This window comes from Actinomadura sp. NPDC049753, from assembly GCF_040674655.1.
Taxonomy (GTDB): domain Bacteria; phylum Actinomycetota; class Actinomycetes; order Streptosporangiales; family Streptosporangiaceae; genus Spirillospora; species Spirillospora verrucosospora.
Genome location: NZ_JBFARL010000002.1, coordinates 36333 through 59299, shown reverse-complemented (window position 1 = coordinate 59299; position 22967 = coordinate 36333). Strand labels below are relative to the sequence as shown.

At 71.1% G+C, this 22967-nt stretch carries 21 protein-coding genes; 10 read left to right on the top strand and 11 right to left on the bottom strand.

The features are described 5' to 3' along the window. Positions 1–234 precede the first annotated feature (234 nt). Together AB0K37_RS01005 and AB0K37_RS01000 are read right to left on the bottom strand one after the other, a co-directional pair. Positions 235–903, bottom strand: coding sequence for a nitroreductase family protein (locus AB0K37_RS01005; RefSeq protein WP_363972807.1), 669 nt, complete (start codon positions 901–903; stop codon positions 235–237). 47 nt (positions 904–950) lie between these two features. Beyond that, positions 951–1478: a VOC family protein gene (locus AB0K37_RS01000; protein WP_363972804.1), complete on the bottom strand. Its 528-nt coding sequence runs from the start codon at positions 1476–1478 to the stop codon at positions 951–953. Positions 1479–1609: 131 nt separating this feature from the next. Between AB0K37_RS01000 and AB0K37_RS00995 the strand changes: the two genes are divergently transcribed. Both AB0K37_RS00995 and AB0K37_RS00990 read left to right on the top strand, forming a co-directional pair. Beyond that, the gene (locus AB0K37_RS00995) at positions 1610–2881 is read left to right on the top strand and encodes an acyltransferase (RefSeq protein WP_363972801.1); all 1272 of its coding nucleotides are present in this window, start codon (positions 1610–1612) and stop codon (positions 2879–2881) included. Positions 2882–2934: 53 nt separating this feature from the next. Then, on the top strand, positions 2935–5091 hold the full coding sequence (locus tag AB0K37_RS00990; protein WP_363972799.1) for a TerD family protein: 2157 nt from the start codon (positions 2935–2937) through the stop codon (positions 5089–5091). 196 nt (positions 5092–5287) lie between these two features. Here AB0K37_RS00990 and AB0K37_RS00985 read toward each other — a convergent pair whose 3' ends face one another. Continuing rightward, positions 5288–6712, bottom strand: coding sequence for an MFS transporter (locus tag AB0K37_RS00985; RefSeq protein ID WP_363972796.1), 1425 nt, complete (start codon positions 6710–6712; stop codon positions 5288–5290). Positions 6713–6985: 273 nt separating this feature from the next. Between AB0K37_RS00985 and AB0K37_RS00980 the strand changes: the two genes are divergently transcribed. Continuing rightward, entirely contained in the window at positions 6986–8938 is a 1953-nt protein-coding gene (locus AB0K37_RS00980) for a SpoIIE family protein phosphatase (protein ID WP_363972794.1), read from the top strand. Here AB0K37_RS00980 and AB0K37_RS00975 read toward each other — a convergent pair. Both AB0K37_RS00975 and AB0K37_RS00970 read right to left on the bottom strand, forming a co-directional pair. Beyond that, positions 8935–9903 (bottom strand): suppressor of fused domain protein, encoded by a 969-nt coding sequence (locus AB0K37_RS00975; protein WP_363972791.1) that lies wholly within the window; start codon positions 9901–9903, stop codon positions 8935–8937. The genes AB0K37_RS00980 and AB0K37_RS00975 overlap by 4 nt on opposite strands. Positions 9904–10526: 623 nt before the next feature. Continuing rightward, entirely contained in the window at positions 10527–11177 is a 651-nt protein-coding gene (locus tag AB0K37_RS00970; RefSeq protein WP_363972788.1) for a helix-turn-helix domain-containing protein, read from the bottom strand. A gap of 212 nt (positions 11178–11389) precedes the next feature. Here AB0K37_RS00970 and AB0K37_RS00965 point away from each other — a divergent pair, with 212 nt between their 5' ends. Continuing rightward, complete coding sequence (locus AB0K37_RS00965) at positions 11390–11893, top strand: hypothetical protein (RefSeq protein ID WP_363972785.1); 504 nt, start codon at positions 11390–11392, stop codon at positions 11891–11893. A 111-nt stretch (positions 11894–12004) separates the two neighbouring features. On the opposite strand, the gene AB0K37_RS00960 is transcribed toward AB0K37_RS00965, so the two are convergent. Continuing rightward, positions 12005–12514, bottom strand: coding sequence for an SRPBCC family protein (locus AB0K37_RS00960; RefSeq protein WP_363972782.1), 510 nt, complete (start codon positions 12512–12514; stop codon positions 12005–12007). After that, on the bottom strand, positions 12511–12873 hold the full coding sequence (locus AB0K37_RS00955) for a metalloregulator ArsR/SmtB family transcription factor (protein ID WP_363972779.1): 363 nt from the start codon (positions 12871–12873) through the stop codon (positions 12511–12513). The genes AB0K37_RS00960 and AB0K37_RS00955 overlap by 4 nt, the downstream gene beginning before the upstream one ends. Before the next feature lie 166 nt (positions 12874–13039). On the opposite strand from AB0K37_RS00955, the gene AB0K37_RS00950 reads away from it, so the two are divergent. From AB0K37_RS00950 to AB0K37_RS00935, 4 genes are all read left to right on the top strand, one after another. Beyond that, a complete protein-coding gene (locus AB0K37_RS00950) occupies positions 13040–13420 on the top strand; it encodes a nuclear transport factor 2 family protein (RefSeq protein WP_363972776.1) in 381 nt (126 codons plus the stop codon). A 177-nt stretch (positions 13421–13597) separates the two neighbouring features. Beyond that, the gene (locus tag AB0K37_RS00945) at positions 13598–17170 is read left to right on the top strand and encodes an NACHT domain-containing protein (protein WP_363972773.1); all 3573 of its coding nucleotides are present in this window, start codon (positions 13598–13600) and stop codon (positions 17168–17170) included. Between the two features lie 266 nt (positions 17171–17436). Then, entirely contained in the window at positions 17437–17811 is a 375-nt protein-coding gene (locus AB0K37_RS00940) for a hypothetical protein (protein ID WP_363972770.1), read from the top strand. A gap of 160 nt (positions 17812–17971) precedes the next feature. After that, on the top strand, positions 17972–18445 hold the full coding sequence (locus tag AB0K37_RS00935; RefSeq protein WP_363972767.1) for a hypothetical protein: 474 nt from the start codon (positions 17972–17974) through the stop codon (positions 18443–18445). Between the two features lie 142 nt (positions 18446–18587). On the opposite strand, the gene AB0K37_RS00930 is transcribed toward AB0K37_RS00935, so the two are convergent. Further along, the gene (locus AB0K37_RS00930; protein WP_363972764.1) at positions 18588–18782 is read right to left on the bottom strand and encodes a DUF397 domain-containing protein; all 195 of its coding nucleotides are present in this window, start codon (positions 18780–18782) and stop codon (positions 18588–18590) included. Further along, positions 18779–19594 (bottom strand): helix-turn-helix transcriptional regulator, encoded by an 816-nt coding sequence (locus AB0K37_RS00925; protein WP_363972761.1) that lies wholly within the window; start codon positions 19592–19594, stop codon positions 18779–18781. The genes AB0K37_RS00930 and AB0K37_RS00925 overlap by 4 nt, the downstream gene beginning before the upstream one ends. A gap of 99 nt (positions 19595–19693) precedes the next feature. Between AB0K37_RS00925 and AB0K37_RS00920 the strand changes: the two genes are divergently transcribed. Both AB0K37_RS00920 and AB0K37_RS00915 read left to right on the top strand, forming a co-directional pair. Next, positions 19694–20122 carry an ATP-binding protein gene (locus AB0K37_RS00920; RefSeq protein WP_363972954.1) on the top strand — a complete coding sequence of 143 codons (429 nt, stop codon included), beginning with the start codon at positions 19694–19696 and terminating at the stop codon, positions 20120–20122. A gap of 233 nt (positions 20123–20355) precedes the next feature. Then, positions 20356–20862 carry a hypothetical protein gene (locus tag AB0K37_RS00915; RefSeq protein ID WP_363972758.1) on the top strand — a complete coding sequence of 169 codons (507 nt, stop codon included), beginning with the start codon at positions 20356–20358 and terminating at the stop codon, positions 20860–20862. Positions 20863–20992: 130 nt separating this feature from the next. Here AB0K37_RS00915 and AB0K37_RS00910 read toward each other — a convergent pair whose 3' ends face one another. Beyond that, positions 20993–21727 carry a DUF6069 family protein gene (locus AB0K37_RS00910; protein ID WP_363972755.1) on the bottom strand — a complete coding sequence of 245 codons (735 nt, stop codon included), beginning with the start codon at positions 21725–21727 and terminating at the stop codon, positions 20993–20995. A gap of 5 nt (positions 21728–21732) precedes the next feature. Continuing rightward, complete coding sequence (locus AB0K37_RS00905) at positions 21733–22731, bottom strand: RNA polymerase subunit sigma-70 (RefSeq protein ID WP_363972752.1); 999 nt, start codon at positions 22729–22731, stop codon at positions 21733–21735. Between the last annotated feature and the right edge of the window lie 236 nt (positions 22732–22967).

Here is a 22967-nt window from a genome sequence, read left to right as displayed (position 1 = left end):
CGGCCCCGAGATGACGGCCTGAGCCTGTCCCGTCCCCGATCCCAGGGCCGGCGTTGCTGCCCGCTCGCGGCGCCGGCCCTGTTCCATGCCCGGAGGCCGTCCCTGGGTCAGGGCGTCTTCTCCGGTTCGAGGCCGGCGGTCCCGCGTGCGTCTGGCGCGTAGACGGGGATCACGCGGGGCCGCCGGGGCTCACCCCGAACCCTAGAGTCTTATTGGCGCTGCGGCAATAAGGGCTCACCAGCGGTCGAGGTGCAGGAGCTCCTCCAGCGGGACCCGCGAGGCCGGGCGGAAGGTGTCGCCGGTGTAGTAGGCGGTCGGGACGAGCGCGCCCTGGCGGACGTCCTCGGGAAGGCCGAGCAGTTCGGCGACCTCCCGCTCGTAGACCAGGTGCAGGGACGTCCAGGCGGTGCCGAGCCCGCGGGCGCGCGCCGCGAGGGCGTAGTTCCAGACGGCGGGCAGCAGCGAGCCCCACAGGCCCGCCTGGTTGCCCTCCGGCAGCCGTCCGCCGGGCACGCGCAGGCACGGGATCAGCAGGACCGGCACGTCGCCCATGCGGTCGGCCAGGTAGGCGGCGCTCTCCCCGACGCGGCGCTGCACCTCCGCCCGCTCCGGGTCGCCCTCGTACTGCGCGCCGCCGGCGCCGCCCGCCTGCGCGTAGGCGGCGAACGCCCGCCGGTAGTGCTCGCCGATCGCCGCGCGGGTCCCGGGGTCGGTGACGACGACCCACTGCCAGCCCTGCCGGTTGCTGCCGCTCGGCGCCTGCACGGCGATCTCCAGGCACTCGCGGACCAGCTCCATGGGGACGGGGCGATCGAGGTCGAGGCGCTTGCGCACGGTGCGCGTCGTGGTGAGCAGCTCGTCCGGGCTCAGCGGCAGCGTCGTCTTACCCTGGTCGGTCGTCATGCCCCCATCGTCCCCAGGCGGCCCCGGGTTACCCGGGAGGACCGCCGTCAGTCGCTGTCGACGACCGGGTTGAGGAATACGTCCTTCGCCTCCTGCGGGGTGAGGCCGGTGCGGCCGGTGAGGTCGTTGCGCGCGTCGGTGAACCGGAACCGGTAGCCGCCGGGCGGCAGGTGCCCGATCTCCCACCAGTTGCCGTCGAGGTCCTTGAGGTAGAAGGAGTAGACGCCGTGCTGGCGCACGGGCTTGTTGAGCTCCCTGACCCCGTACTCCTCGCCGGCCTCCGCTATCGCGCGGTAGGCCTCGTCCACTTCCTCGTCGCTGCCCACGTCGATCCCGTTGTGATAGAGCAGCGGCATGTCGGGGCGGTCCGGCCTGGACTCCACGCACACGTACGTGTGGTCGCCGCCGAGACGGGCGTAGAGGACCGCCGTCATCGGCTGGACGACCTCCAGACCGAGCACCTCCTCGTAGAAGCGCCGCGTCGCCGCCACATCAGTGATCTTCAGTGTGCCGTGCGAAAGGAAACGCGACTTGATCGCGGGTTCCCTGGTCGAGCGATGCGTGATTCCCGGCATTTCCCCTCCGATCCGCCGCATTCCGCGCGGCGGGCGAGAAACCTTTCTCATCCATTTCACGGCAGATATGCGATTAAGGGAAGGCCTGAGCTAGATGGTGGAGATGAGGCGAGAGCTACTAGTCTGTCGGAATGCTTCCCGCTTTGGGTGTTTCCCCCGTATCGTCCAGGCTTGGGTGGCTCGATGCGCTGCGGGGGGCCGCGGCCCTGGCGGTGGCGCTGCACCACGCGAGCTACGTGTACCTGCCCGACCTGCGGGTGCGCCTCGCCGACTGGTTCGACCCCGGCCTGTTCGGCGTTCTCGTGTTCTTCCTGGTCAGCGGGTACATCGTGCCCGCCTCGCTGGAGCGGCGCGGCAGCGTGCGCGGGTTCTGGGTCGGCCGGTTCTTCCGCATCTACCCGCTGCTGGCGGTGACGTGCCTCCTCGCCGTCCTGCCTTTCCTGCTGGGCGTGCTCGGGCTCCGGGCGGGGCTTGAGCAGTACTCCCCCGCGACCGCCGTCCTCGCGCACATGACGATGCTGCAGGACGTCCTCAACGTCCCGAACGCGATGAACGTGCTGTGGACGCTCTCCTACGAGATGGCCTTCTACCTGCTGGTCGTCGCGCTGTTCGTCGTCGGCGGGCACCGCCGCTCCGCGCCGGCCGCCGTCGTCCTCACCGTCGTCGCGCTGGCCGCGGTCGCGCTGACCGCCTGCGGCCTGCTGACGGGCGCGTACGCCCCCGCCGCCCTGCTGTCGCGCACCGCGGGGACGGGCCCGGTGGTCGCGGTGACGGTGGCCGCCCTGGCGGTGGCGATCCCGGCGGCGTCGTCCCGGCGGCCCGCGCCGCGCGTCGCGGGCGGGCTGCTCGGCGGGCTGCTCGCCCTCGCGCTGGTCACGGTCAACGGCCGCGTCGGCGCGTGGGAGGGCCTGCTCATGCTGGCGGCCATGTTCATGGGCACCGCCGTGCACCGCGCCGAGCACGGCCAGATCTCCCGGCGCGCGGCCGGAGCGACGGGCGCGGCGGTCCTGACGGGCGCGCTCGCCGCCGGGACGTGGAACGCGGCCCCCTACGGGCGCAACGCCCAGCTCGTGTGGTGCGGCGCGGTCCTGGCGGCGGCCGCGACGTTCGCGGCGGGCTGGCGGCTGCGGGACCGCGGCTTTCCCGCCTGGGCGACCGGTCTCGGCACCATCAGCTTCTCGGTGTACCTGCTGCATCCGCTGCTGCTCATGGTGGCCGCGCAATTCCTCGGCGTTTCCGGACGCGAGGACGTGGTCGGCCTCGCCCTGTTCCTTCTCGTCCTGGTGGCGGCGAGCTGGGCCTCGCAGCGCTGGATCGAGGCGCCCGCGCAAAGGCTGGGAAGGCGCCTGGCCCGCTCGCGCACTCCGGACGCGCGCCGGGAACAGCACGCCCTCGCCTCCTGATCGGCGCGCTTAATAGCGTGCAGTGATTTATGGCGCTCTGTCACCATGGCGCGGTGAACATCTGGCTTGAGGCATTGGTCGTCCGGAACACGCATCGCATTCCCGCGCCGTCCGGTCCGTCCGGAGAAGGGGCGGCGGTGGCGCGGCAGTTCGACGCCGCCCTGATGTCGGTCGGCTTCAAGCTGTCCGGGGACGTCCTGCGCGCGCTGTCGGGGCTGTCGGAGCAGACCGTCCGGAGCGTCGCGGTGCGCACGCTCGCCACCGTCCGCGAGATGGCGGGCGACCACGTCCGGCACAACGCCTACTTCCGCGACTTCCCCCGCAACGTGCCCGGCACCCTGGACTTCTGGCTCGGGCTCCTCCACGAGACGCTGCAGGACGCGAGGCTCGCGCCGGCGGTCCGCGAGGCTCGGGAGAGCGGCGTCCTCGACCTGCTCACGCTCAAGGGCTACGGCCGCTACCAGCACACCTACGAGGAGATGCTGGCGGCGCAGGACGAGCTGGTCGCCGCCGCGGGCGACCGGGTGACCGTCCTGCACCTCGGGCGGGCCCTCGCCGAGGAGGCCGCGGAGCTGTACCTGCGGCTCGCCGGGAGCACCACGCCGCTCGGCGAGGAGGACCTGGAGACCCTGGAGAAGCTGGCCGCGCACCACACCGCCGGCCCCCACCCCGAGCGCATCCCCGTCCGGGAGAACCGCGCCGTGATCAACCGGGTCCGCCTGGCGCTGGGCGCCAACCTGCTCGTCGACACGGTCACCGACGTGCTGCGCCTGGCGTGCGCGTTGTCGGACGGCGACGTGACCCTCCAGGAGCCCACGCGGTTCGTGTCGATGCCGCGCCCCACGCGCCGGTCGCTGCTCGCCGCGCTCGACGGCGTCGTCCGCGACGACCCCGGCAAGCTCGGCGACGTCGCCGCCTGGCGCGAGCCGTGGAAGCGGCTCGGCGAGCGGCTCCACCCGCACGAGTACCCGAAGTGGGCGGGGGCGGCGGACGTGTTCGCGGTCGCGCGCGGCGAGAAGAAGGCGCCGTCGTTCGCGGCGCGCTTCGAGGCGCGGCTGGCGGACGGGGACGTCGCGGGCGCCGCGCGCGTGGCGGCGGGCGCGCCGGGAACGCTGTTCCGGTCCCTTGACCGGCTGCTGCGCCTCGCGCCGGACTCCCGGGACGCGGTGCTCGACACGGCCGAGTCGGTAATCGACCGGGTTTCGGGACGGGTGCTGCTGTCGGTGCGGGAGCACCTGCTCAACCGCGCCGCCGAGCCCGGGCGGACGCGGCTGTTCGCCAACCGGCTCGGCCGCGGCGCCACCGTGCCCGACACCCGCCCGCCCCTCGACCCGGACGCGGCGGAGCGGCTCTCGGCGATGCTGGAGGACGAGGTGCGGAGCCGCCTCCCGGCCGTCGGCCGCCTGGTCGTCGATCCCGACGTGCTCGACGTCGCGCTGCCGCTCAGCGGGAAGGCCGCCGGGAAGGGGCTCGGCGTCCTGCCGCGCGGGTCGGTGACGCCCGTCGACGGCGAGCTGCTGCGGTTCTTCGTCTACTGGCGGCAGCACGAGCGCAGGACGGACTTCGACCTTTCCGCGCTCATGCTCGACCAGGAATACGGCAGCCCCGAATGGCTGTCCTACACGAATCTCACGACCGTGGCGGGAGAGCATTCCGGCGACATCACCGACGCCCCCGAAGGCGCCTCGGAGTTCATCAACCTGACCCTGGCGAAGGTCGAGGCCCGGTTCGTCGTCCCTCAGGTGAACATCTTCTCCGGGGAGGGGTTCGGGGAGGTCGAGGAGTCGTTCTTCGGGTTCATGCTGCGCGACGCGGAGCAGAAGGGGCGCCCGTTCGAGGCGCGGACCGTCCGGATGAAGTCGGACCTGCGCGGGCCGGGCCGGGTCGCGCTGCCGCTGGTGTTCCTGCGCGGCGACGACGGCCGGTGGCGCGCCAAGTGGCTGCACCTGCACCTGGCGGGCGCGGCGAACTTCAACCGGGTGGAGGACAACCGCGTGACGACGTCGACGCTGCTGCGCGGCATCGTGGAACGCCGCTACCTGACCGTCCGCCACCTGGTGGACCTGCTCGACGCCGGGAGGACGTCCGTCTGGGACGGCACGGCGCCCGGCGAGCCGGTCACGTTCATCGGCCTGGAACGCCCGGACGGCCTGCCCGAGGGTTCCACGGTCTACACGCCGGAAAATCTGAGTGACCTGATCCCGGCCTGACTGCTAAAGTCGCCGTGCGAGGCCATGAAAGGGCTTCCTTCTCATACTTCAGATGAAACCAGCCCTTTCGCTTTCCTCGCTTCTGACAGAGACGGGCGCGCCTTCCGGCGCGCCCGTTCTGTTATCGGCCGACTGGTCCGGCCCCCGCGACGCGGCCATAGTGGATCCGTGAGCGAGCATCGGGCGGGGCCGTGCGTCACGCGATCGCGGCCTCCTCGGCCTGAGGCGCCCGCTGCGGCCGCGGCAGGAACGGGACGATGGCCGTGCCCGCGATGGTGATCGCGGCCGCGACGAGGAAGGCGGCCGCGTAGCCGTCCACCGGATCCGGTCCGGTGTGCGCCGCGGCGGTGCCGAGCACGGTCAGGCCGATCGCGCCGCCGATCGTGCGGGAGGTGTTGACGACGCCCGCGACCGCGCCCGCCTCGGACGAGCCCGCGCCGCTGGTCGACGCCTCCACCAGCGGGGTCATCAGGAGGCCGAAGCCGAGGGCCATCGTCGCGCCCGGACCGAGGATCGCGGTGAGGAACGTCCCGTCGGAGTCCAGCACGAGGCTCTGCCAGGCGAAGCCCGCCGCGGCCATGACCCCGCCGATGCCGGCGAGGCGCCGGGCGCCCATCCGGGCCATCAGGGGCGGCGCGAGCCGCGAGCCGATGATGATCCCCGCCGTGTGCGGCAGGAACGACAGGCCCGTCCGGACCGCGCTGTAGTGCAGGACGTTCTGCATGTAGAGCGACAGGAAGTACCACAGCGCGAAGCCCGCCATCGTCCCGACGAGGGTCGCGAGATTGCCGACCGCGACGCTGCGCAGCCGGAACAGCCGCAACTGCACGAGCGGCTCGGGGGTGCGCGCCTCCACGGCGACGAACGCGGCGAGCAGGACGATTCCGGCCGCGACCGGGATCACGCCCCTCCAGCCGTGGTCCCCGGTCTCGCCGATGCCGAACGCCAGCAGGCCCACGCCCGCCGTGACGAGGACGGCGCCGGGAAGGTCGAGGCGGCGCCGCCCGGCCGCGTCGCCCTCGCCGCGCAGCCAGCGGGCGGCGATGGCGGCGACCACCGCGCCGACCGGCACGTTGATCAGCAGCACCCAGCGCCAGCTCAGGTAGTCCGTCAGCAGCCCGCCGACGAGGCCGCCGGTCGCGCCGCCCGCGGTGCCGACGGCCGTCCACATGGCGATCGCCTTCGTCCGGGCCGGGCCCTCGGGGAACGTCCCGGTGACGAGCGACAGCGTGACGGGCGCGAGGATCGCCGCCCCGAGGCCCTGGAACGCGCGCGCGCCGATCAGCATGGCGCCGTCCTGCGCGAACCCGCCGGCGAGGCTGGCGGCGGTGAACAGGCCGAGCCCGGTGATGAAGACGCGCTTGCGGCCGAACAGGTCGGCGGCGCGCCCGCCGAGGAGGAGGAACCCGGCGAAGGTCAGCGAGTAGGCGTTGACCACCCATTGCAGGCCCGTCGCGCCGAGGCCGAGGCCTTCGCGGATGTGCGGCAGGGCGACGTTGACGACGGAGATGTCGAGGACGACGAGGAACTGGCCGATCGACGCGGCGAGCAGCGCGGCCCAGCCCGGGGTCCTCGCCCCGGCCGGTCGCGCCGCCGCCTCGGCGGTGAGGTCTGCGGTCATGCGTCCATGCTGGTCGCCGCGGCCGGTCGGCCGCGTCGGTCCGCGGTCCCGGCCGGTGAGGTCCGTTCGGCCTAGGACCAGGCGGCGCGGGCCGGCGGCGTCCCGGCGCGTCCCGGCCGACGCGCCGGGCCTGGCGCGGAACGCCCCGGGTATGAGATGAATCTCCTCGACGCAAGCGGGTACCGGATGCTTGCGCAACGAGTGCGTCACAAGGTGTTAACCCGGATGAGTCGGAAACAAAGGGACGCACGGAGGTGACCATCCGGAGGGTTGATGCGAGAGTCCGCACGCGACGAGGACATGGACAGGCTCACCGGCGACGCCCGGACCGTCCGGCAGGTGTTCGAGGCGATCCCGGCCGCCGTCGCCGGGGTCGAGAGCCCCGGCGAGTTCCGCCTGGTCGCGGTCAACGCCGCGTACCGCGCGCTGGTGGAGCGGGACGAGGTGCTCGGCCGCTCCGCCTCCGAGCTGTTCCCCGAGCTCGTCGCCCAGCAGCTGTTCGACCTGTTCGACCGTCCGTTCCGCACCGGGGAGACGGTCACGGCGCGCGAGTGGCGGATCCAGCTCCCCCGCGAGACCGGCCCCGACGAGGACGTCTACATCGACTGCACGATCGTCCCGCAGAAGTCCGCGACCGGGGAGGTCGTCCGGCTCGTGGCGTTCGCGCAGGACGTCACGGAGCGGGTGCGGGAGCGGCAGGCGGCGCGCCGGGCCGCCGAGGAGGGCCCGGCCGAGCCCGCCGACGTCGTCGGAGTGCTGCAGCGGCAGTTGCTGCCCGCGGGCCTGCCGATCCTGCCGGGCCTGCAGATCGGCGGCAGCTACCTGCCCGCGGGCGGCGGCTCCACCGCGGGCGGCGACTGGTTCGACGCCGTCCCCCTCCCGGACGGCCGGACGGCCCTCGTGGTCGGGGACGTGGCCGGGCACGGCGTCGAGGCGTCGGCGGCGATGGGGCGGATCCGCGCAGTCCTCGAGGACCGGCTCGACCACACCGGCGACATCGCCGAGGCGCTCGCCGCCGTCGACCGGCTGGCGGAACGCCTCCCGGCCGCGCGGGCGGCGACCCTGTGCGTCGCCGCCGTGGACCCTGCGGACGGGCGGCTCACGTACTGCACGGCCGGGCATCCGCCGCCGCTGCTGATCCCGTCCGCCGGCCCCGCCCGCTACCTGCGCTCGTCCGGCGGCGGGCCGCTCGGCACCGGGACCGGCTTCCCGCTCGCCGAGGACCGCCTCGCCGTCGGCGACCAGATCCTGCTCTACAGCGACGGCATCGTGCGGCGGCCGGGCCAGGAGGTCGCGGCCGGAACCGTCGAGCTGGCGGAGGTCGCCGCGGACGTCGCCGCCGGGCGGGCGCTGCGCGAGGACTGGCTCGCCGCCGTCGACCGCCTCACCACGCAGACGCTGGAACTGCTGGTCAGGACGTCCGGGCACGACGACGACATCGCGCTGCTGGCCGCGCAGCGGACCGCGCCGCACGCGCCGCTGCTGCTGGACCTGCCGGCCGAGTCGGAGGCGATCCCCGCCGCCCGCAAGGCCCTGGACGAATGGCTGTACGACCTCGGGGCCCGCGCCGAGGACGTCATCCTCCTGCGGCACGCGATCGGCGAACTCGTCACCAACGCGGTCGAGCACGCCTACGACGGCGCGCCCGGCGCCGTCCGGATCCGGGCCGGGTGCACCGGGCGCGGCGGCGTCGAGATCGAGGTCGCCGACGACGGCCACTGGCGCGAGCCGTGGCAGCCCACCGAGGACCGCGGCCGCGGCCTGGCCATGGCGAGCGACTTCGCCGACGACCTGCACGTCGAGACCGGCCCGCGCGGCACGACCGCGACCGTCCGGCACCGGCTGACCCGTCCCGCGCGGCTGCTCACCCCCGGCGAGGTCACCCCGGCGCCGGACCTGTCGGACCTGCCGAACCTGCTGCTGATCCTGGACCAGCCCTCGGAGGGGAACCCGCGGATCCGCCTGGACGGCCCGGTCGACGCCGCCACCGCCGAGCAGCTGCGCGAGGAGCTGGTCGTGCGCACCCGCGGCGGCACCATGCCCCTCACCGTCGACCTGACCGGCGTCACGCACCTGTCGAGCGCGGGCGTCGCCGTCCTCTACGAGGCCGAGATCCGCACCGACTCCCCGGGCCGCCCGTTCCTCCTCTACGCTCCTCCGGGCAGCCCGGCGCAGCACGTCATGGCGATGGTCGCCCTCCCCCACACGACGGCCGAACCCGGCTAGGCGACCACGTTCACCGTCAGGGGGCCGACCCGGTACGTCCCGGCCCGCGGCCGGACGGCCTCGGCGACGGCGCGGGCCACCCCGTCCGGCAGGGTGATCTCCAGTGCCTCGCCGGTGCGGGAGTGGCGGAACTCCCGCCCCGGGAGCAGCACGACGGGCTCCCCCGGACCGCGCAGGATCAGCGGGTTCCCGTGCGGCAACCGCGCCGGAAGCACCTTGGTGAACTGCGAGACGTGCTGGACGCCGAGCTCCAGCGTGACCCCGTCCGAGGTGTCGGCGGCCAGCCGCTGGAAGAACAGGAACCCCGTCCCGGCGCCCTCCCGCGCCGAGCCCTCGCGGACCGCCCACGCCACATCGGGCAGGTCCGCCAGCGACATCCGGCCGAGGTCGGTGATCAGCATCGGCAGGTGCGGGGCCATCGCCTCCACGAGCCCGTCCACGTGCCACGACTGCGCCGCGTGCAACTCGTCGGTGGTGAGGCCGACGAACTGCAGGAAGGTGATCTCCCCCAGCTCCGTCCGCGCCCGCCCGAGCTCGGGGTCCAGCACCAGCCCCCCGGCCCGGACGTCGGAGTCCGGGCGCTCGGGGTCGAGCGGGTCGGGGAACTCGATGTAGTGCCCCACCTGGAAGTCGTTGCCGCTCCTCACCACGTACGACGCCAGGTGCTCCAGCTGCGCCAGCGCCCAGTTCGGCGCCTCCGTCTCCTCCGGCCGCCGCGGCACCCGCAACGTGAACTCGTACCCGCGCTCCTCGTACGGCGCCGTCAGCGCGTACCCGATGAGATGCCAGTGCGGAACGGGCTCGTCCCGCGGGTAGATCGCGATCGTGTTGGTGACGAACCGCCCCATCGGCACCGGTCCCGCGGGCCGGTACGGCATGGGAGCGTCCCACTCCAGCCGCGCCGCGTCCCCGTACCGCGCCTTGAGCACCCCGTCGATCGCGTTCCACCCGTCCAGATTGAGCATCCCGTTCCCTCCGTCGACCCGGCGTCCCCCGTACCGACGCTCCCAAAGCGATCACGGTTCATTCCGGCCCGCCCCTGACCGGCCATCGACATTCGCGGCATGCATAGGAGTGCCTACTTCTGCCACGACCGGAATCGAAGGGGAGGCAAGACGGATTTTGGCGAACCAAGCATGCGCTTGCACCAATGCGATCTTCTAGAGAAGATCACCATTGGAGGATCGTCCTCCGAGTTTCCTTCAGAGAAAAAGGTTGAACCATGACCATAACCGAGACGCCACGGGCGTCGCGCGTATGCCGCTCCAAGCGGCGTCCGCGCACTGGTGGAGCGCGGTGCACGCTGCGCGCTCCCATCGGACCGACCGCGCTGGGACGGTGCCCCTGCGGCGGAACCTACGTCGTGGACCCCGCTGACCCGAGCGGTAACACCTGGCGCTGCGACCGGTGCGGAAACAAGCCGTTCTGACCGCCCGTCAGGGTGGCAGCCGGGCTCAAGCCGCCCGGTAGGTAAGAGCTGAGGCCAGGGGAGGCGCTGCCTCCCCTGGCCTTCGTTAGTGAGAGTCTCCCAGCGAGCGAGCGCGGGCCCACCCGTCTGCGGGGTGCCCGTCCGCGGGCAGTCGTGCCGTCAACCGGGCGCGGATGCCCGGTGCTCGGGCGCCGACGCCGTATGCCGGGGGCGCAGGCCGTCAAGGATGAGTCGGGCTATGCGGGCAGAGCGTTCGGGGCTGGTTTCCGCGCCGACGTGGCGGATCGCGGCGAAGGCGCCGGCGACCAGAGCCATCACCTCGTCGGCGGTGACGTCGTCGCGCACTGTTCCCGCCGCGTGCGCGCGGGCGAGCAGATCCGCGACATGGCGGGTGAGGTCGGCCGCGACGTCCGGGGCGGCGGTGCGCAGGTCGAACTCGGCGGCCGCGAGCGCGCTCTTCACGGCCGCGTTCTCGGCCCCCGTGGCCACCATCCGGGCCAGCAGCGCGAAGACGGCCTCGGGATCGCCGACGGCGGCGAGCGCCTCCGCCTCGGCTATCAGCCCCTCCAGCATGTCGATCGCGACGGCCAGATACAGCTCCTCCTTGGCCGGGAAGTGCCGGTGGACGGTGCCGGGGCCGACGCCGGCCCGGCGGGCGATCTCGTCGAGCGAGACCCCCAGCCCCTCCGTCGCGAACAGCCGCCGGGCCGTCCGCAGGACCCGCTCGCGATTGCGGCGCGCGTCGGCCCGCAGCTCCCGGTCGCGCCGCGGAACCGTCGAGGGCTCGGAATCAGGGGGCCGTCTGGACATGTCGGCCCCAGCCTAACCGGGGCGCCGCACCGGATCCTCCGCGATTCGCCGGACCGCGGCTCAGGGGAGGCAAAAGAGCGCACCCGTCGTTTGCCGGGAAGGCCGCGCTCGGCACGGTAAGACCCACGGCCGTGGAGAACCACGAGCCCTCGACAAACAACCCCGGTGCACGTGCCAGGCACGCGCGCCTCGACCCAAAGAGGGAATCCGACATGGACAGGTTTCAGCTGATCTCGCCGGACACGCTCCGGCGGACCTCGAAGAAAGCGCGTCTGCTGATCTCGCTCGCCGTGGGCGTCGTCACCGGCGCGGTCGTCGGCGGCCTCATCGGGGGCCTGGACTACGCCGCCTTCATCGCCGACCTCCACCACCGACACGAGATCGACGCCTTCGCGTTCCACTACCTCGACTTCCTTCGCAACCGCGTCATCGAGGGAGCCGTCCTCGGCGCCGTCATCGGCGTCATCGGCACCCTCGGCGTCGTCCTCGGCGCCCTCACCGGCCCCGCCGTGCGGAAGATCGTCCTCTGGACCGCCGGTGTCGCCGTCATCGTCGGAGTCGTCGCCGGCGTCGCGTTCGTCGTCCTGGCGGCCAACGGCATCGCCGTCCGCGGCCCGGTCGGCCCTCAGGGCGCCGTCACGCCCGGCGACTTTCTCATCGGCCTTTGCAGCTACGCTGCGGGGCTCGTCGCCGGTGTCGCCCGCACCGACGACTGACTCACTCGCGGGCCTGGCACCCACCAGGTCATGCTCACGGGGGGCCCGGCCCAGCCAGGCCCCCCGTACCGTCTTGTTTCACCTCAGCTGAACGCTCGGGGGCACCGCCGGTCAGCGGGCCGGGTCCTGCTTGATCTGGTCGATGAAGTACGGCTTCATGGCGGGGAAGTAGGCGCCGAAGTCCGGCTCCGGGGAGCCGTCGCGCGCGGCCACGAGCATGTCCAGGTAGTACTCCCAGCCCGGACCGTTCTCCCCGATCTGCTCCTCGTTGTCGAGATGCTCCACGAACCGCAGTTGGGTCGAGCCGTGCGCTTCGGACAGCAGCAGCTCGATGCGCCAGGTACCGAACTCGTCCGTCGCCGAGAGGGCCAGCCGCCGGGGAGGCTCGCATGCCTCGATGCGCATGTCGCACCACGGCGCCTGGTCTTCGAACGCCATCTGCACCTGGATCGTCCGGCCGGGTGCGGCGTCGCCCTTCCACGGACCGAACCAGCGAGCCGTGCGCTCGGGCTCGGTGACGCTGGCCCAGACGTCCTCGATGGACGCCCGGAACGACCGGGTCAGGACGAGATCACTTCCAGTGGCGGTACGAACCAGCCTGCCGGTGGGTCGGGGGTTCATGCGGAGTTCTCCTTCTTCTCATCGGAGGTGCCGGAGACACGGCGTTCGCGGCGGGTCCGATGGACCTCCGTCTCCAGCGCGTCGAAGCGGTGTGTCCAGCCGAGGGGTTGGACGAACTGCGCGAGCCACGCGGCGAGGTGGGTCAGCTGCCCCGGATCGATCTCATAGAGCCGTTCCCTGCCGACGAGTTCGTCCCGCACCAGTCCGCTTTCCCGGAGCACGCGCAGGTGGCGGCTTACCGCCGGCCTGCTGATCTCGAAGTGCCCGGCGATCTGCCCCGCCGTGAGCCGACCGCCGCGCAGCATGACCAGGATCTCCCGGCGCACCGGGTCCGCGATCGCTCTCACCACGTCGTCCACGGTGAAAGCGTAACTTACGAGTTACGCTTTCACTGCACCAACGGCCCCCTCATCGCGGCGAAGCACAACCGGGGCGCCGCACCGGATACCGTGGTCCCTAACCGGGGCGGCGCACCGGTTAGGTTCGCGCCGCTCGTCACGTACCGGCCATGAGGAGACCGCGCCGATGACCACACGCGAGGACGCCAGCGACCTGGTGCGACGGATGCAGGAATGCTTCAACAGCCGACGGTTCGACGAGGCCGCCGCTCTGCACACGCCCGACTTCTACAGCCACCCCCTCGGCGCCGGGATCGAGGCGGGCACGGCGGCCTGGCGCGTGCTCGTCGCCCGCTTCCCCGGCATCAAGGTCGTCGCCCGGGACATCCTGGTCGACGGCGACAGGGCCGCCGTCCGGTCGACCGTCGAGGGCCTCGCCCTTCCCGACGGCGACGCGCAACCCGAACTGTTCGAGATCTTCCGCTTCGAGAACGGCCGCTTCGCCGAGATGTGGGGCGCCAGCACCGGCTTCCCGACCACGACCAGCCCCGAAGACCTGCTCACCTGATGCGGTGACGGCGACCGACAGCGGCCGGTTCCGCGACTCTTCCACCGAGATGCGGTACAGCACGGTTGAGTGGTCTTCCGGGGATTGACGTCGAGCGGCTGGGGGCTGACCGCTGTGCGCAGGCTGAGATACGCGGGGGGCGTTCTGCTCGGGGCGTCATTGGCGGTCGCGGCGGGCGTGGCGGTCAACCAGGTCTACAACAACGGCAAGCTGAGCTGGAGCTGGGGATACCTGGCGCTGGTGTTCACGCTCTTAGGCGCGCTGGTACAGGCCGCCCCGCCACCCGTCGCGCCCTCCCAGGAAACGGTCTCTTCTCCTCCCCCAGCGAGAGGGCGGAGAAAGGGGTCACGACGAAGGTATCTGCGCCGGATGCGTTCGGCGGTCGAACAGATGGAGACGATCGGGCTGGTCACCCAGGCGGCGTACGTGCTGCGGACCCGCCAGGTCTACGTCGACGTGATGCTGCGACCGAGGCCGGTGACCGACACGGTCACGGACACCGGCATCGGCTCCGTCTCCTCCACGGAGGCCGGGCGGCGCGCCTCGCTGGCGTCCTTCCTGACGCCGGGGCGGGTGCTCGCCGTCCTGGGCGCCGCGGGGTCCGGGAAGACGACATTGGCCCGGTACACGGCCTTGGAGATGGCGGAGCGGCGGGAGCCGGGACGCCGGCGCCACGGGCCGCTCCCGGTACTGCTCTATCTGCGCGACCATGCCGAAGCCATCGCGGGCGGAGAGCCCGAGGGCCTCGCACAGGTCGCGGCGACCGCGCCCTGGCTGGACGGCGCCGTCTCGGCCGAGTGGCTGGACGAGCGTCTGCGGCGGGGCCGGTGCGTGGTCCTGCTGGACGGCCTGGACGAGGTGGCCGAATCCGGGGACCGCAGCCGCGTGGTGCGGTGGGTGGAAGACCAGATCAGCCGTTACCCGGCCAACGCCTTCGTGGTCACGTCCCGTCCGCTCGGGTACGACGCCAATCGGCTGTCGCGCGCCGACGTCCTCCAGGTGCAGCGGTTCACCAACCAGCAGATCCGCGACTTCCTGCACGCCTGGTACCGGGCCATCGAGCGGCGCGCGCGGCGCGGCGATCCGGAGGAGATCGATCGAATCGCCGCGCAAGCGGCCGATGATCTGTTCCGGCGGATCAGCGGCCGTCCCGTGCTCGCCGACCTGGCCGCCAACCCGCTGCTGCTCACGATGATCGCGAACGTGCACCGGTACCGCGGCAGCCTGCCCGGCAGCCGCGTCGCGCTCTACGAGGAGGTGTGCCAGGTACTCCTCCACCGCCGCCAAGAGGCCAAGAGGCTCGCCGACGGCGAGGTGGACGGGCTGAGCGGCGACAAGAAGGAGCGCATCGTCCAGGAACTGGCCTGGTACATGATGCGGCGCGAGCTGCGCGACATCCCGGCCGAAGAGGCCGAGCGCGCCGTCCACGCCGTGATGGCGCGGACCGCGCCGAACGTCACCCCCGCGGCCTTCCTGCTCCATGTCAAACGCAGCGGCCTGCTGCTGGAGCACCAGCACGGCCGCTACGGTTTCGCGCACCTCACCTTGCAGGAGTACCTCGCCTCCATGCGCGTGCCCGCGCACGCCTCCCGGCGCGAACTGCTCATGGACAACGTCAGCAATCCCTGGTGGCGGGAGGTCACGCTCCTCTGGGCCGCCCGTGCCGACGCCAGTCCCCTCGTCGAGGCGTGCCTGGCCGATCGGACGGTCCCAGCGCTCAACCTCGCGTATGCGTGCGCAGAGGAGGCCCGTGAACTCGACCCCGCCCTCCGCACGCGGCTCGACCGGCTTCTGCGGTCGGAGAGCCGCGAGCCCGAGGAGATCCGGCTGCTGGACGGAGTCGCCGCGGCTCGGGTCCTCCAGGACACTCATGTTCTGGAGGACGGCACCCGCATCTGCGCCCACCCCGTCCCGGACGACCTCTGGAGACGCTTCGTCGTCCACACCGAGGACCGTCACGCGCCGGACAACGCGTCCGGCGATCTATGGACGAAGGACATCAAGGCCTTTCTCGCCTGGCTCAACGGCCTGTTCGGCGACGGCACCGGTTACCGCCTGCCCACGCCGGCCGAGGCGCGCCAAGCCCTCGACCGCGACCTGTACCCCGCGACGACAGGCGGAGCCGAAACGGTCCTTTACGCCGCGGACCAGGACTGGACCCACACCCACGGCCAAACGCGCCTCATCCCCTACACGCCGGACAGAGCTCCGCACTGGCCCACCCCGCAGCAGATCGACGCCTATCCGGCCCTCATCATCGAGCAGACCCACGTCCTCTTCCGCCTTCTCACGCCCGCGACGCCGGCCGTCTTTCCCCATTTGCTGGCCTTCGCGCAACCCCGCGACCCCAACCGCGCCGAAGACCGGTTGCTGGAGGCGCTCGACCTGGCCTTCGATCTCAGCTTCGCCAGTGAGCGCGTCATCGACGCCGCACACGGCCGCCTCAGCGAGCGCGCCGTCGACCTCGGCTTCGACGCTCTTCCCGACCACGCCGATCAGCGTGCCATCGCCGGCCTCCGCGACCGCGCCATCGTCCACGCCACCGCCCTCGGCCAGGAACTCGGCCGCGATCTCGCTTCCGGTCGCCGATGGCTGTCCTACGACAACGGGACCGTTTCCGCGGCTCTTGTCGGCGCTCTCTTCGAGGCCATTCACCAGCGCTCTCGCGACTTCGTCCGGGACCATCCACTCGCGGGCCTTCTGCCCCTCGGCGGCCGCTCCATCCATGAATTCGACCCCGCCCTCGCACTCGGCCGCCCCGACCAAACCCTGATGAACGATCTCGACCGCGCGATGAACGAGGCGCGCGAGCTTGCGGACGCCCTCATCCGAAGCCCTGCCAGCAGCCGCGCCCATGGCATCGCAGTGGAGATCATCGGAAGTATCGACCGGCTCCGCATCGAGGGTCCCGCTGGTGGCGGCCCCCTCGTCCCCATCGGGAACTCCACCATGGTCGGCGGCAATGCCTCACGGAACACGAGCATCGATCACGTTCTCCGCATCGTCCGCGCTGTTCACCCACTCACCCGGTCGGCGGCATCCATTCGTTCTTCCGACACCGATAGCGCGCTGGCCTGGCACCTCGCTGACGAGCTCCGCCAAGCCCTGATTCGCGTCCGCGACCACGCCTTTTGCCTAGCCGAGTACAAAAACGGCGACCCTGGTCTCTATGCGCCTGACTTTTCTGCGACCGGCCTCGTACAGGACCTGATTCTGGCGCGTCTCATCTTCGCCGGCGAACTCGGAACGAAGGGCATGGACGTCGTCGTGAGCACAGTTCGGGCGTGCCTTTCACTGCGGAACTCGTTCGTTGCAACCAGGCCAAGGCGTACTGGAGGGTCTCCGAGGCGCGGGAGCAGAGCGACGACGATGGCCTCGTTCATCCGCGACGAGCTGCGCCACTTCTCCGCCAACTCGCCCGCCCGTGACCCGGAAGTGGACCTGAAGGCCGCCCTGCAACGCGCTGACACGATCAAATTCAAAGAAGCAACGGTCCTGATCGACAACGCGATCCGACTGGCCGCACCCCTGTGGGAACGAAGCCGCCCCAGAAAGAGGAGCAGCATGGTGCTGGCGGTCACCTCGCTTCTGGGCGCACTCCATTTGACCGAAAGAGAGAGATTGGACCAGGAACTCGCCAGGCACCTCACATGGGCCCTGAACAGCCTCATCGCCCTGACGCCGGACTCGCACATCCCTGCGTTCGACGAGCCGCCCTCAGGCAAGCTGCTGGTCCTGGCGCGAGCCTGACCGCGATCGACAGGCCTTGCGGTCAGCGGCCCCACTCCCCCTGCTGGCGGGCTGAATGCCACGGCGCTTCAGGGAGGTGGCCGCTGCGACGGTGGTATCGGCGCCGCTGGTCGGTTCGCCGGAGTTGCGGACACGTGGGCGGGCCGCTCGGAGACGGGTGGGCACCCACGCCTTGTACGTGGTTACCCGGATGTCCGCCCTACCCAGCTCTGATTACACTATGTAATCAATGAAGGACTGAGAGTAGAACTCCTGGGAGGATCGGAATGGGCCGCATCATCCTCGGCAAGATCACCGCGACGACCGCCGGTGCGGTCGCGAACACACGCCTCGCCGCGGCTGTACTCGCGGCCGCGGCGGCCTCCACCGCGGGGCTGACCGCTCTTCCCGCCCACGCCGCCCCGGCCGTCCAGGCCACCGGGCAGGCCGGGAAGCGGATCGTCTGCTCGACGTACCGGTCGCAGGACGGCAAGCGCATCGGCGTCGGTTGCGACGCGGGCCGCTACTACGTCGTCGGCACGGCTTGCGGCCCGGGACACTGCACCACCATCGGCGGACCCATCGTGAACGCTCCCGCGATCTCATGGGCGTACGCGGGCAGCGGCTATTTCGGCGGCGACATCCGCGCGGTGTTCGTCTGATCCGCGATCGGTCCGCACCGCCAGAGCCGCGGCTCGATCGGCGATCGGGGCCGTGCTCGGTACGGTAGGTCCCAGAACCGTGGCCAAGCCACGAACGCTCGACAAACAACCCTGGTGCACGTGCCAAGCACGCGCACCCCGACCCAAACAGGGGATCACCATGATCAAGCCTCAGTTGGTCTCGAACGCAGTGGGTGCCCTCGCCGGAGCGATCCTGGGAGGCGTCATCGAGGGGCTGAACTTCGCCGTCTTCCTCGCCGACCACCACCGCACCGGGGCCGACCCCTTCGAGTCCGGCGACTTCGGCTACCTCGCCCTCAAGGCCGGCCTCGGCGCCATCGCCGGCGTCATCGGCGCCGTCGGCGGCGTCTTCCTCAGCACCTACGACGGCCCTGAGACCCCGCGCGGGCGGAAGCTCGCCATCCGCATCGCCGGCGGCATCGTCATCGCGGCGGTCGCGGGCTGCCTCGTGTGCGTCGTCGTTGCCGCTTCCGGCGGCGCCGCCGTCCCCATCACCGGGTCCCTTGGAGCGGGCGCACTGTCCAGCAACCTCGGGATCGTTCTCACCACCATCAGCGGCATGGCCGCGGGAGTCGTGGTCGGCGCCGTCCGCGCCGTCCGCGCCGACGACTGACCCCCCTGCGAAGCCCGGTACCTCTCGGGCCTCGTTCGACGGGGAGCCTGGCACTGCCAGGCTCCCCGTTCTCGTCTCTTCCCCTATCCGGGTCGGACGGGCTGCCCTGTCGCCGCCACTTACGCGAGTCACGCGAGGCTGGTCAGCGGGCCGAGTCCTGCTTGATCTGGTCGATCAGACGGGCGAACTGGACGCTGGAGAGCGTGAGGTGGCCCCCGCCCGGGTCCTTGCTGTCCCGCACCCCGATCCCAGCCCCCGGCGCAAGTCGTCCCAGCTCAACACACTGATTGTCGTTCGCCCCACCGGTATAGGAACTCTTGCGCCATCTCACGATCATGCGTAGCTCTCCAAGTACCGCTTGATGATCTGTCGGGAGGCTTCCTCTGGAGCAGCCTTCACGCCGATGCGATCGAACATAACGGACAGCTCACGAACCTCGCGAGGTGATTCGATCAACCGTCCTCCGTTCTGAGCTGCAGAGTAAGCGACGTCTCGGTCCTCCAGGCCGATGATCTGCATGGACCCATCGACGCCCATGTGCTCCCCTGACGAGAAAGGAATGACTCGCAAGCTCACGTGCGGCAGTTCGGCCAACTTCAACAGGTGTTCCAGCTGCCTCGTCATGACCTCCACCCCACCAACCGGGCGGGCCAGGACAGCCTCATCGATCACCGTCCACGTGAGAAGCGAGTCACCCTTCTGCCAGTACGCCCTCTTCTTCGCGGTGCGGATCGCCATGATCGCGTCCAGGTCCTTGAACTTGCTCGCCTTGACGTAAGCCCAGGTGTAGTCGTCTGTCTGTAGCGCAAGCGGGACGACCTGACCGTGGTAGGTCTTGATCGAGACAGCTTCCTCCTCGTACTTGTCGATCTGACGAGCCCAGTCCGGATCATGCGCCATTCGGGCAAACCAAAGTAGAACCTGGAAAAGCACCCCAGTTCCGTATGCATTGTCAAGCAGACGCATTTGATCGTCCTGTGGACGCCGCCGTCCCGCTTCCAGATTGGAAACAGTCGAGCGAGCGACGCCGATGATCTCGCCACACTGGGTCAGCGACAGCCCCATCTTTTCTCTGAAGAAGCGCATGCAGAAGGCCAGGAAGTGCCACATGGAGATCTTGGGGTCGAGAGGGTCGCGGACGATCGGCATCGTTCCTCCTGTTTTCAGTTCTCCCGATAACAAGGAAACCGTAGATTGAGCCAGCGACCCTTGCCACATGAATCCGAAATCCCAAGCGAGACCGGGGCGATGATGACGGCGGCCGCCAGAGATCTACTTATGCCCCTTATGGGCACACCGTCCGCAGTGGGGCTGGCACGTACGCTCGTGGACGCGAGAATCCGCAATTGGAGCTATTCTCACATTCTCGACAATGCGCTTCTCGTGGTCTCGGAGCTCGTCACGAACGCGGCCCGGCAGACGCCGCACAAGGAGATCCGCCTCCAGCTCAGCCGGGACGCGCACGGCATCGTCATCGCCGTCTGGGACGCCGACTTCGCCCTCCCCCAGGCCAAGCCGATGAAGGAACTCACCCTCGAAGACCTCGACCTCTCCGAGGAGGCGTTCGACGACAACGGCGGCTGGGGCCTTCACATCGTCCAGGCGCTGTCGAGCCAGTGCGGCGTCACGGGAGACCCGGCCGGCGGCAAGTGGATCTGGTCGCGCATCCACCCGTGACCTGTCCAGGCGATGCCGAGTACGCGGCGCGCCGCCCCCGTGAAGCCATGCACCGGCTCGCCCCGGTCACCGACCGATCGCGAGACGCGGTACAGATCGCGCCGGGCGTTGCCGGGAGGATTTTGCTCGGCACGGTAGAAGCCCAAGGGCCGTGGTGAAGCACGAGGGCCCCAACAAACAACCCGGTGCGCGTGCGAGGCACGCGCACCCTGACCCAAACAGGGGGTAACACCATGAACACGCGTCGGAGCTCGCTCGCTGTGGGTGCCGGTTACGGCGCCATCACCGGAGCCGTCATCCAGGGCCTGGACTACGCCGTCGTCCTCGCGGACCTGTGGCACGACGGGCTCGACCCCATGGAGTTCGGAGACTTCGGCTACCTCGGCGCCAAGGTCATCACCGGCATCGTCATCGGCGCCATCTGCGGCCTCGTCGGCGCCTGCTTCAGAGCCTTCAGCCGCTACGACTGGGACGGCGAGCGGAAGCTCACCATCTACATCGCCGGTGGCGTCCTCTTCATCGGGGTCGCCGCCTGCGTCGCATGCGTCGCCATGGCCGCCTTCGGCCTGTCCGTCGCCGGCGTCCCCGATCCCTTCGGTGACGTCACCGTCGGCGCCGTCTTCTGCGGCCTCGGCAGTTACGCTGCGGGGATCCTCGTCGCCGCCGTCGCCGCCGTCGACGCCGACGACACCGACACCGACGACGCCGACGACGCCGACGACGGCGACGTCGACGACTGACCCACTCACGGCCTGGCACCCCGCCCGGCCGAGCTCACGGGGGGCCTGGCATCGCCAGGCCCCCCGTTCGCTTCTTCCCTCGACTGCAGAAAAGGGTCGTGAAGCCGCACGTTGTTCCGTTGCCGGAACGTCAGTCGGTTCGGGTGCGGAGGCTCCTCGCCAGGGTGGGGATCATCACCGTCGCGGGGACGAGGTGCAGCCCGAGGAGGGTCGTGGTCGTGGCGGTGCCGGCCCCGGCGAGGAAGGGCGGGACCAGCGAGATCGCGGTCAGCGACAATGCCGTCCACACGAATCGCTCGGCGGGGCGCGCGCTCCAGCGAAGAAGAGCGACGGCGATGACGGTGCCCACGATCGAGAAGAAGCCGGTCACCACGGCGAATCCTGGCAACGGAATCGATTCGCCGCCATCGGGGATCTCGAAGTCGACGCCGGCGGCCTGGGCAAGCGCGGCGGCGAGGGTGGTGGCCGCCATCGCCGCGAGCGTGGCGACGAGGCCGGTGACGGCGAGTCGGCGGATGCGGCCGGTTCGGCCCGAGGCCCGGCCTGCGGCGACCCCGGTGTCATTCATGTTCATGTCGTTTCTCCGCGTTCGATAACTGGCGTACGGGGTGTGGTGACCGGCCTGTGACGGTGCTGGCTTCGGGGTGACGACGCGCACCCTCGCCGTGCGCCGGCCGGGGTTGCGCAGGGCACGGACACCGGTGCCGCGGAGCCAGAACCCGGCGTCGTGTCCGAGGACCGGTCCTGGCTCGCCGTCGCGCAGTTCCAGCTGCACCCGCCCGTGGGTGACGACGAGGAACGCGTCGTGCCACTCCGCCGCGATCACTGCGACCCGCCCGCCGCCGCGCAGCGCGAGCGTTCGCACCGGGACTACTCCGTGCCGTCCGCCGGCAGGCGCTCCGGCAGCCCGAGACTCGGGAACCGGTCGTCGTGGAAGATGACGATCTCGGTGACCGCCCCGCCGGTGACGCGCAGGACGTCGATCGTCAGCGGCAGGTACGCGCCTTCCCGCTCCCGCCAGAGGTAGAAGGCGACGGCGGGCTGCCGGTTCACGGAGGTCTGGACGGCGCGCAGGCCCGTCAGGCGCTCGAAGCCGTCATCGACCCAGTCCTTCACCACCGCGTCGCGGCCGACGTGCAGGCCCGGCGTGGGCGGCATCGAGCAGCGGACGTCGTCCCGCAGCAGCGCGGCGAGCCCGTCGACGTCCGTGGCCACACTGGCCTCGGTGAAGCGGCGCACCAGCTCGCGCGTCCCGGCGTCGTCCTCGCCGCCGGTCCAGTGCTGCCGCTCGGCGGGCAGGTGCTCCCGCATGCCGGCGCGGGCCCGCTGCAGCATGCTGTTCACGGAGTTGACGGAGTTCCCGAGGAGCTCCGCGACGTCCTTCGCCGGCCAGCCGAGAACGTCCCGCAGGATCAGCACGGCCCGCGGGCGCGGCGCCAGGTGCTGCACCGCGACCAGGTACGCCAGCTCGATCGTCTCCCGCGCGACGGCGACGGCCTCCGGCTCGTCCGCGTCGGCCGCGGGCAGCTCGTCGAGCAGCCGGTCGGGGTAGGGCTGCAGCCACGGCGCCTCGCCGCCGGTCGCGGGCTCCGGGCGGCGCTTGGCGAGCAGGTCCAGGCAGGCGTTGGTGGCGATCCGGTACAGCCAGGCCCGGAACGTCGACCGTCCCTCGAAGGTCTCCCGCCGCCGCCAGGCCCGCAGGAACGTCTCCTGCACGGTGTCCTCGGCGTCTTCGAACGACCCGAGCATCCGGTAGCAGTGCACGTGCAGTTCTCGCCGATGCCGCTCCGCCAGCCCCGTGAACGCCGGCTCGTCGACCTCGCCCAGCCCGCTCACGCCCGGCTCCTCCGACCGCATGTCCGCACCCATCACGTCATCCTTCCGGCTCGTCGTGTCCCGTCATATGTGTGACGGCTTCGGACGCGTCAACTCATCACCAGGGCCGGCCGGTGCGGCGCCCGCCCCCCGAGGGATGTACCCGTCCGAAGAGCACCTGATCGATTGCGAGGAGGGCGACGCTCGGCACGGTATGACCCAAGCGCCGTGGTGAATCCACGAGCGCTCGACAAACAACCCGGTTGCGCGTGCGAGGCACGCGCACCCTG

What these genes read in the sequence shown, in the direction of transcription:
- AB0K37_RS01005 (WP_363972807.1), bottom strand. Translation starts at nt 903, where the DNA reads ATGACGACCGACCAGGGTAAGACGACGCTGCCGCTGAGCCCGGACGAG.
- AB0K37_RS01000 (WP_363972804.1), bottom strand. Translation starts at nt 1,478, where the DNA reads ATGCCGGGAATCACGCATCGCTCGACCAGGGAACCCGCGATCAAGTCG.
- AB0K37_RS00995 (WP_363972801.1), top strand. Translation starts at nt 1,610, where the DNA reads ATGCTTCCCGCTTTGGGTGTTTCCCCCGTATCGTCCAGGCTTGGGTGG.
- AB0K37_RS00985 (WP_363972796.1), bottom strand. Translation starts at nt 6,712, where the DNA reads ATGACCGCAGACCTCACCGCCGAGGCGGCGGCGCGACCGGCCGGGGCG.
- AB0K37_RS00980 (WP_363972794.1), top strand. Translation starts at nt 6,986, where the DNA reads ATGCGAGAGTCCGCACGCGACGAGGACATGGACAGGCTCACCGGCGAC.
- AB0K37_RS00975 (WP_363972791.1), bottom strand. Translation starts at nt 9,903, where the DNA reads ATGCTCAATCTGGACGGGTGGAACGCGATCGACGGGGTGCTCAAGGCG.
- AB0K37_RS00970 (WP_363972788.1), bottom strand. Translation starts at nt 11,177, where the DNA reads ATGTCCAGACGGCCCCCTGATTCCGAGCCCTCGACGGTTCCGCGGCGC.
- AB0K37_RS00965 (WP_363972785.1), top strand. Translation starts at nt 11,390, where the DNA reads ATGGACAGGTTTCAGCTGATCTCGCCGGACACGCTCCGGCGGACCTCG.
- AB0K37_RS00960 (WP_363972782.1), bottom strand. Translation starts at nt 12,514, where the DNA reads ATGAACCCCCGACCCACCGGCAGGCTGGTTCGTACCGCCACTGGAAGT.
- AB0K37_RS00950 (WP_363972776.1), top strand. Translation starts at nt 13,040, where the DNA reads ATGACCACACGCGAGGACGCCAGCGACCTGGTGCGACGGATGCAGGAA.
- AB0K37_RS00940 (WP_363972770.1), top strand. Translation starts at nt 17,437, where the DNA reads ATGGGCCGCATCATCCTCGGCAAGATCACCGCGACGACCGCCGGTGCG.
- AB0K37_RS00935 (WP_363972767.1), top strand. Translation starts at nt 17,972, where the DNA reads ATGATCAAGCCTCAGTTGGTCTCGAACGCAGTGGGTGCCCTCGCCGGA.
- AB0K37_RS00930 (WP_363972764.1), bottom strand. Translation starts at nt 18,782, where the DNA reads ATGATCGTGAGATGGCGCAAGAGTTCCTATACCGGTGGGGCGAACGAC.
- AB0K37_RS00925 (WP_363972761.1), bottom strand. Translation starts at nt 19,594, where the DNA reads ATGCCGATCGTCCGCGACCCTCTCGACCCCAAGATCTCCATGTGGCAC.
- AB0K37_RS00920 (WP_363972954.1), top strand. Translation starts at nt 19,694, where the DNA reads ATGATGACGGCGGCCGCCAGAGATCTACTTATGCCCCTTATGGGCACA.
- AB0K37_RS00915 (WP_363972758.1), top strand. Translation starts at nt 20,356, where the DNA reads ATGAACACGCGTCGGAGCTCGCTCGCTGTGGGTGCCGGTTACGGCGCC.
- AB0K37_RS00905 (WP_363972752.1), bottom strand. Translation starts at nt 22,731, where the DNA reads ATGGGTGCGGACATGCGGTCGGAGGAGCCGGGCGTGAGCGGGCTGGGC.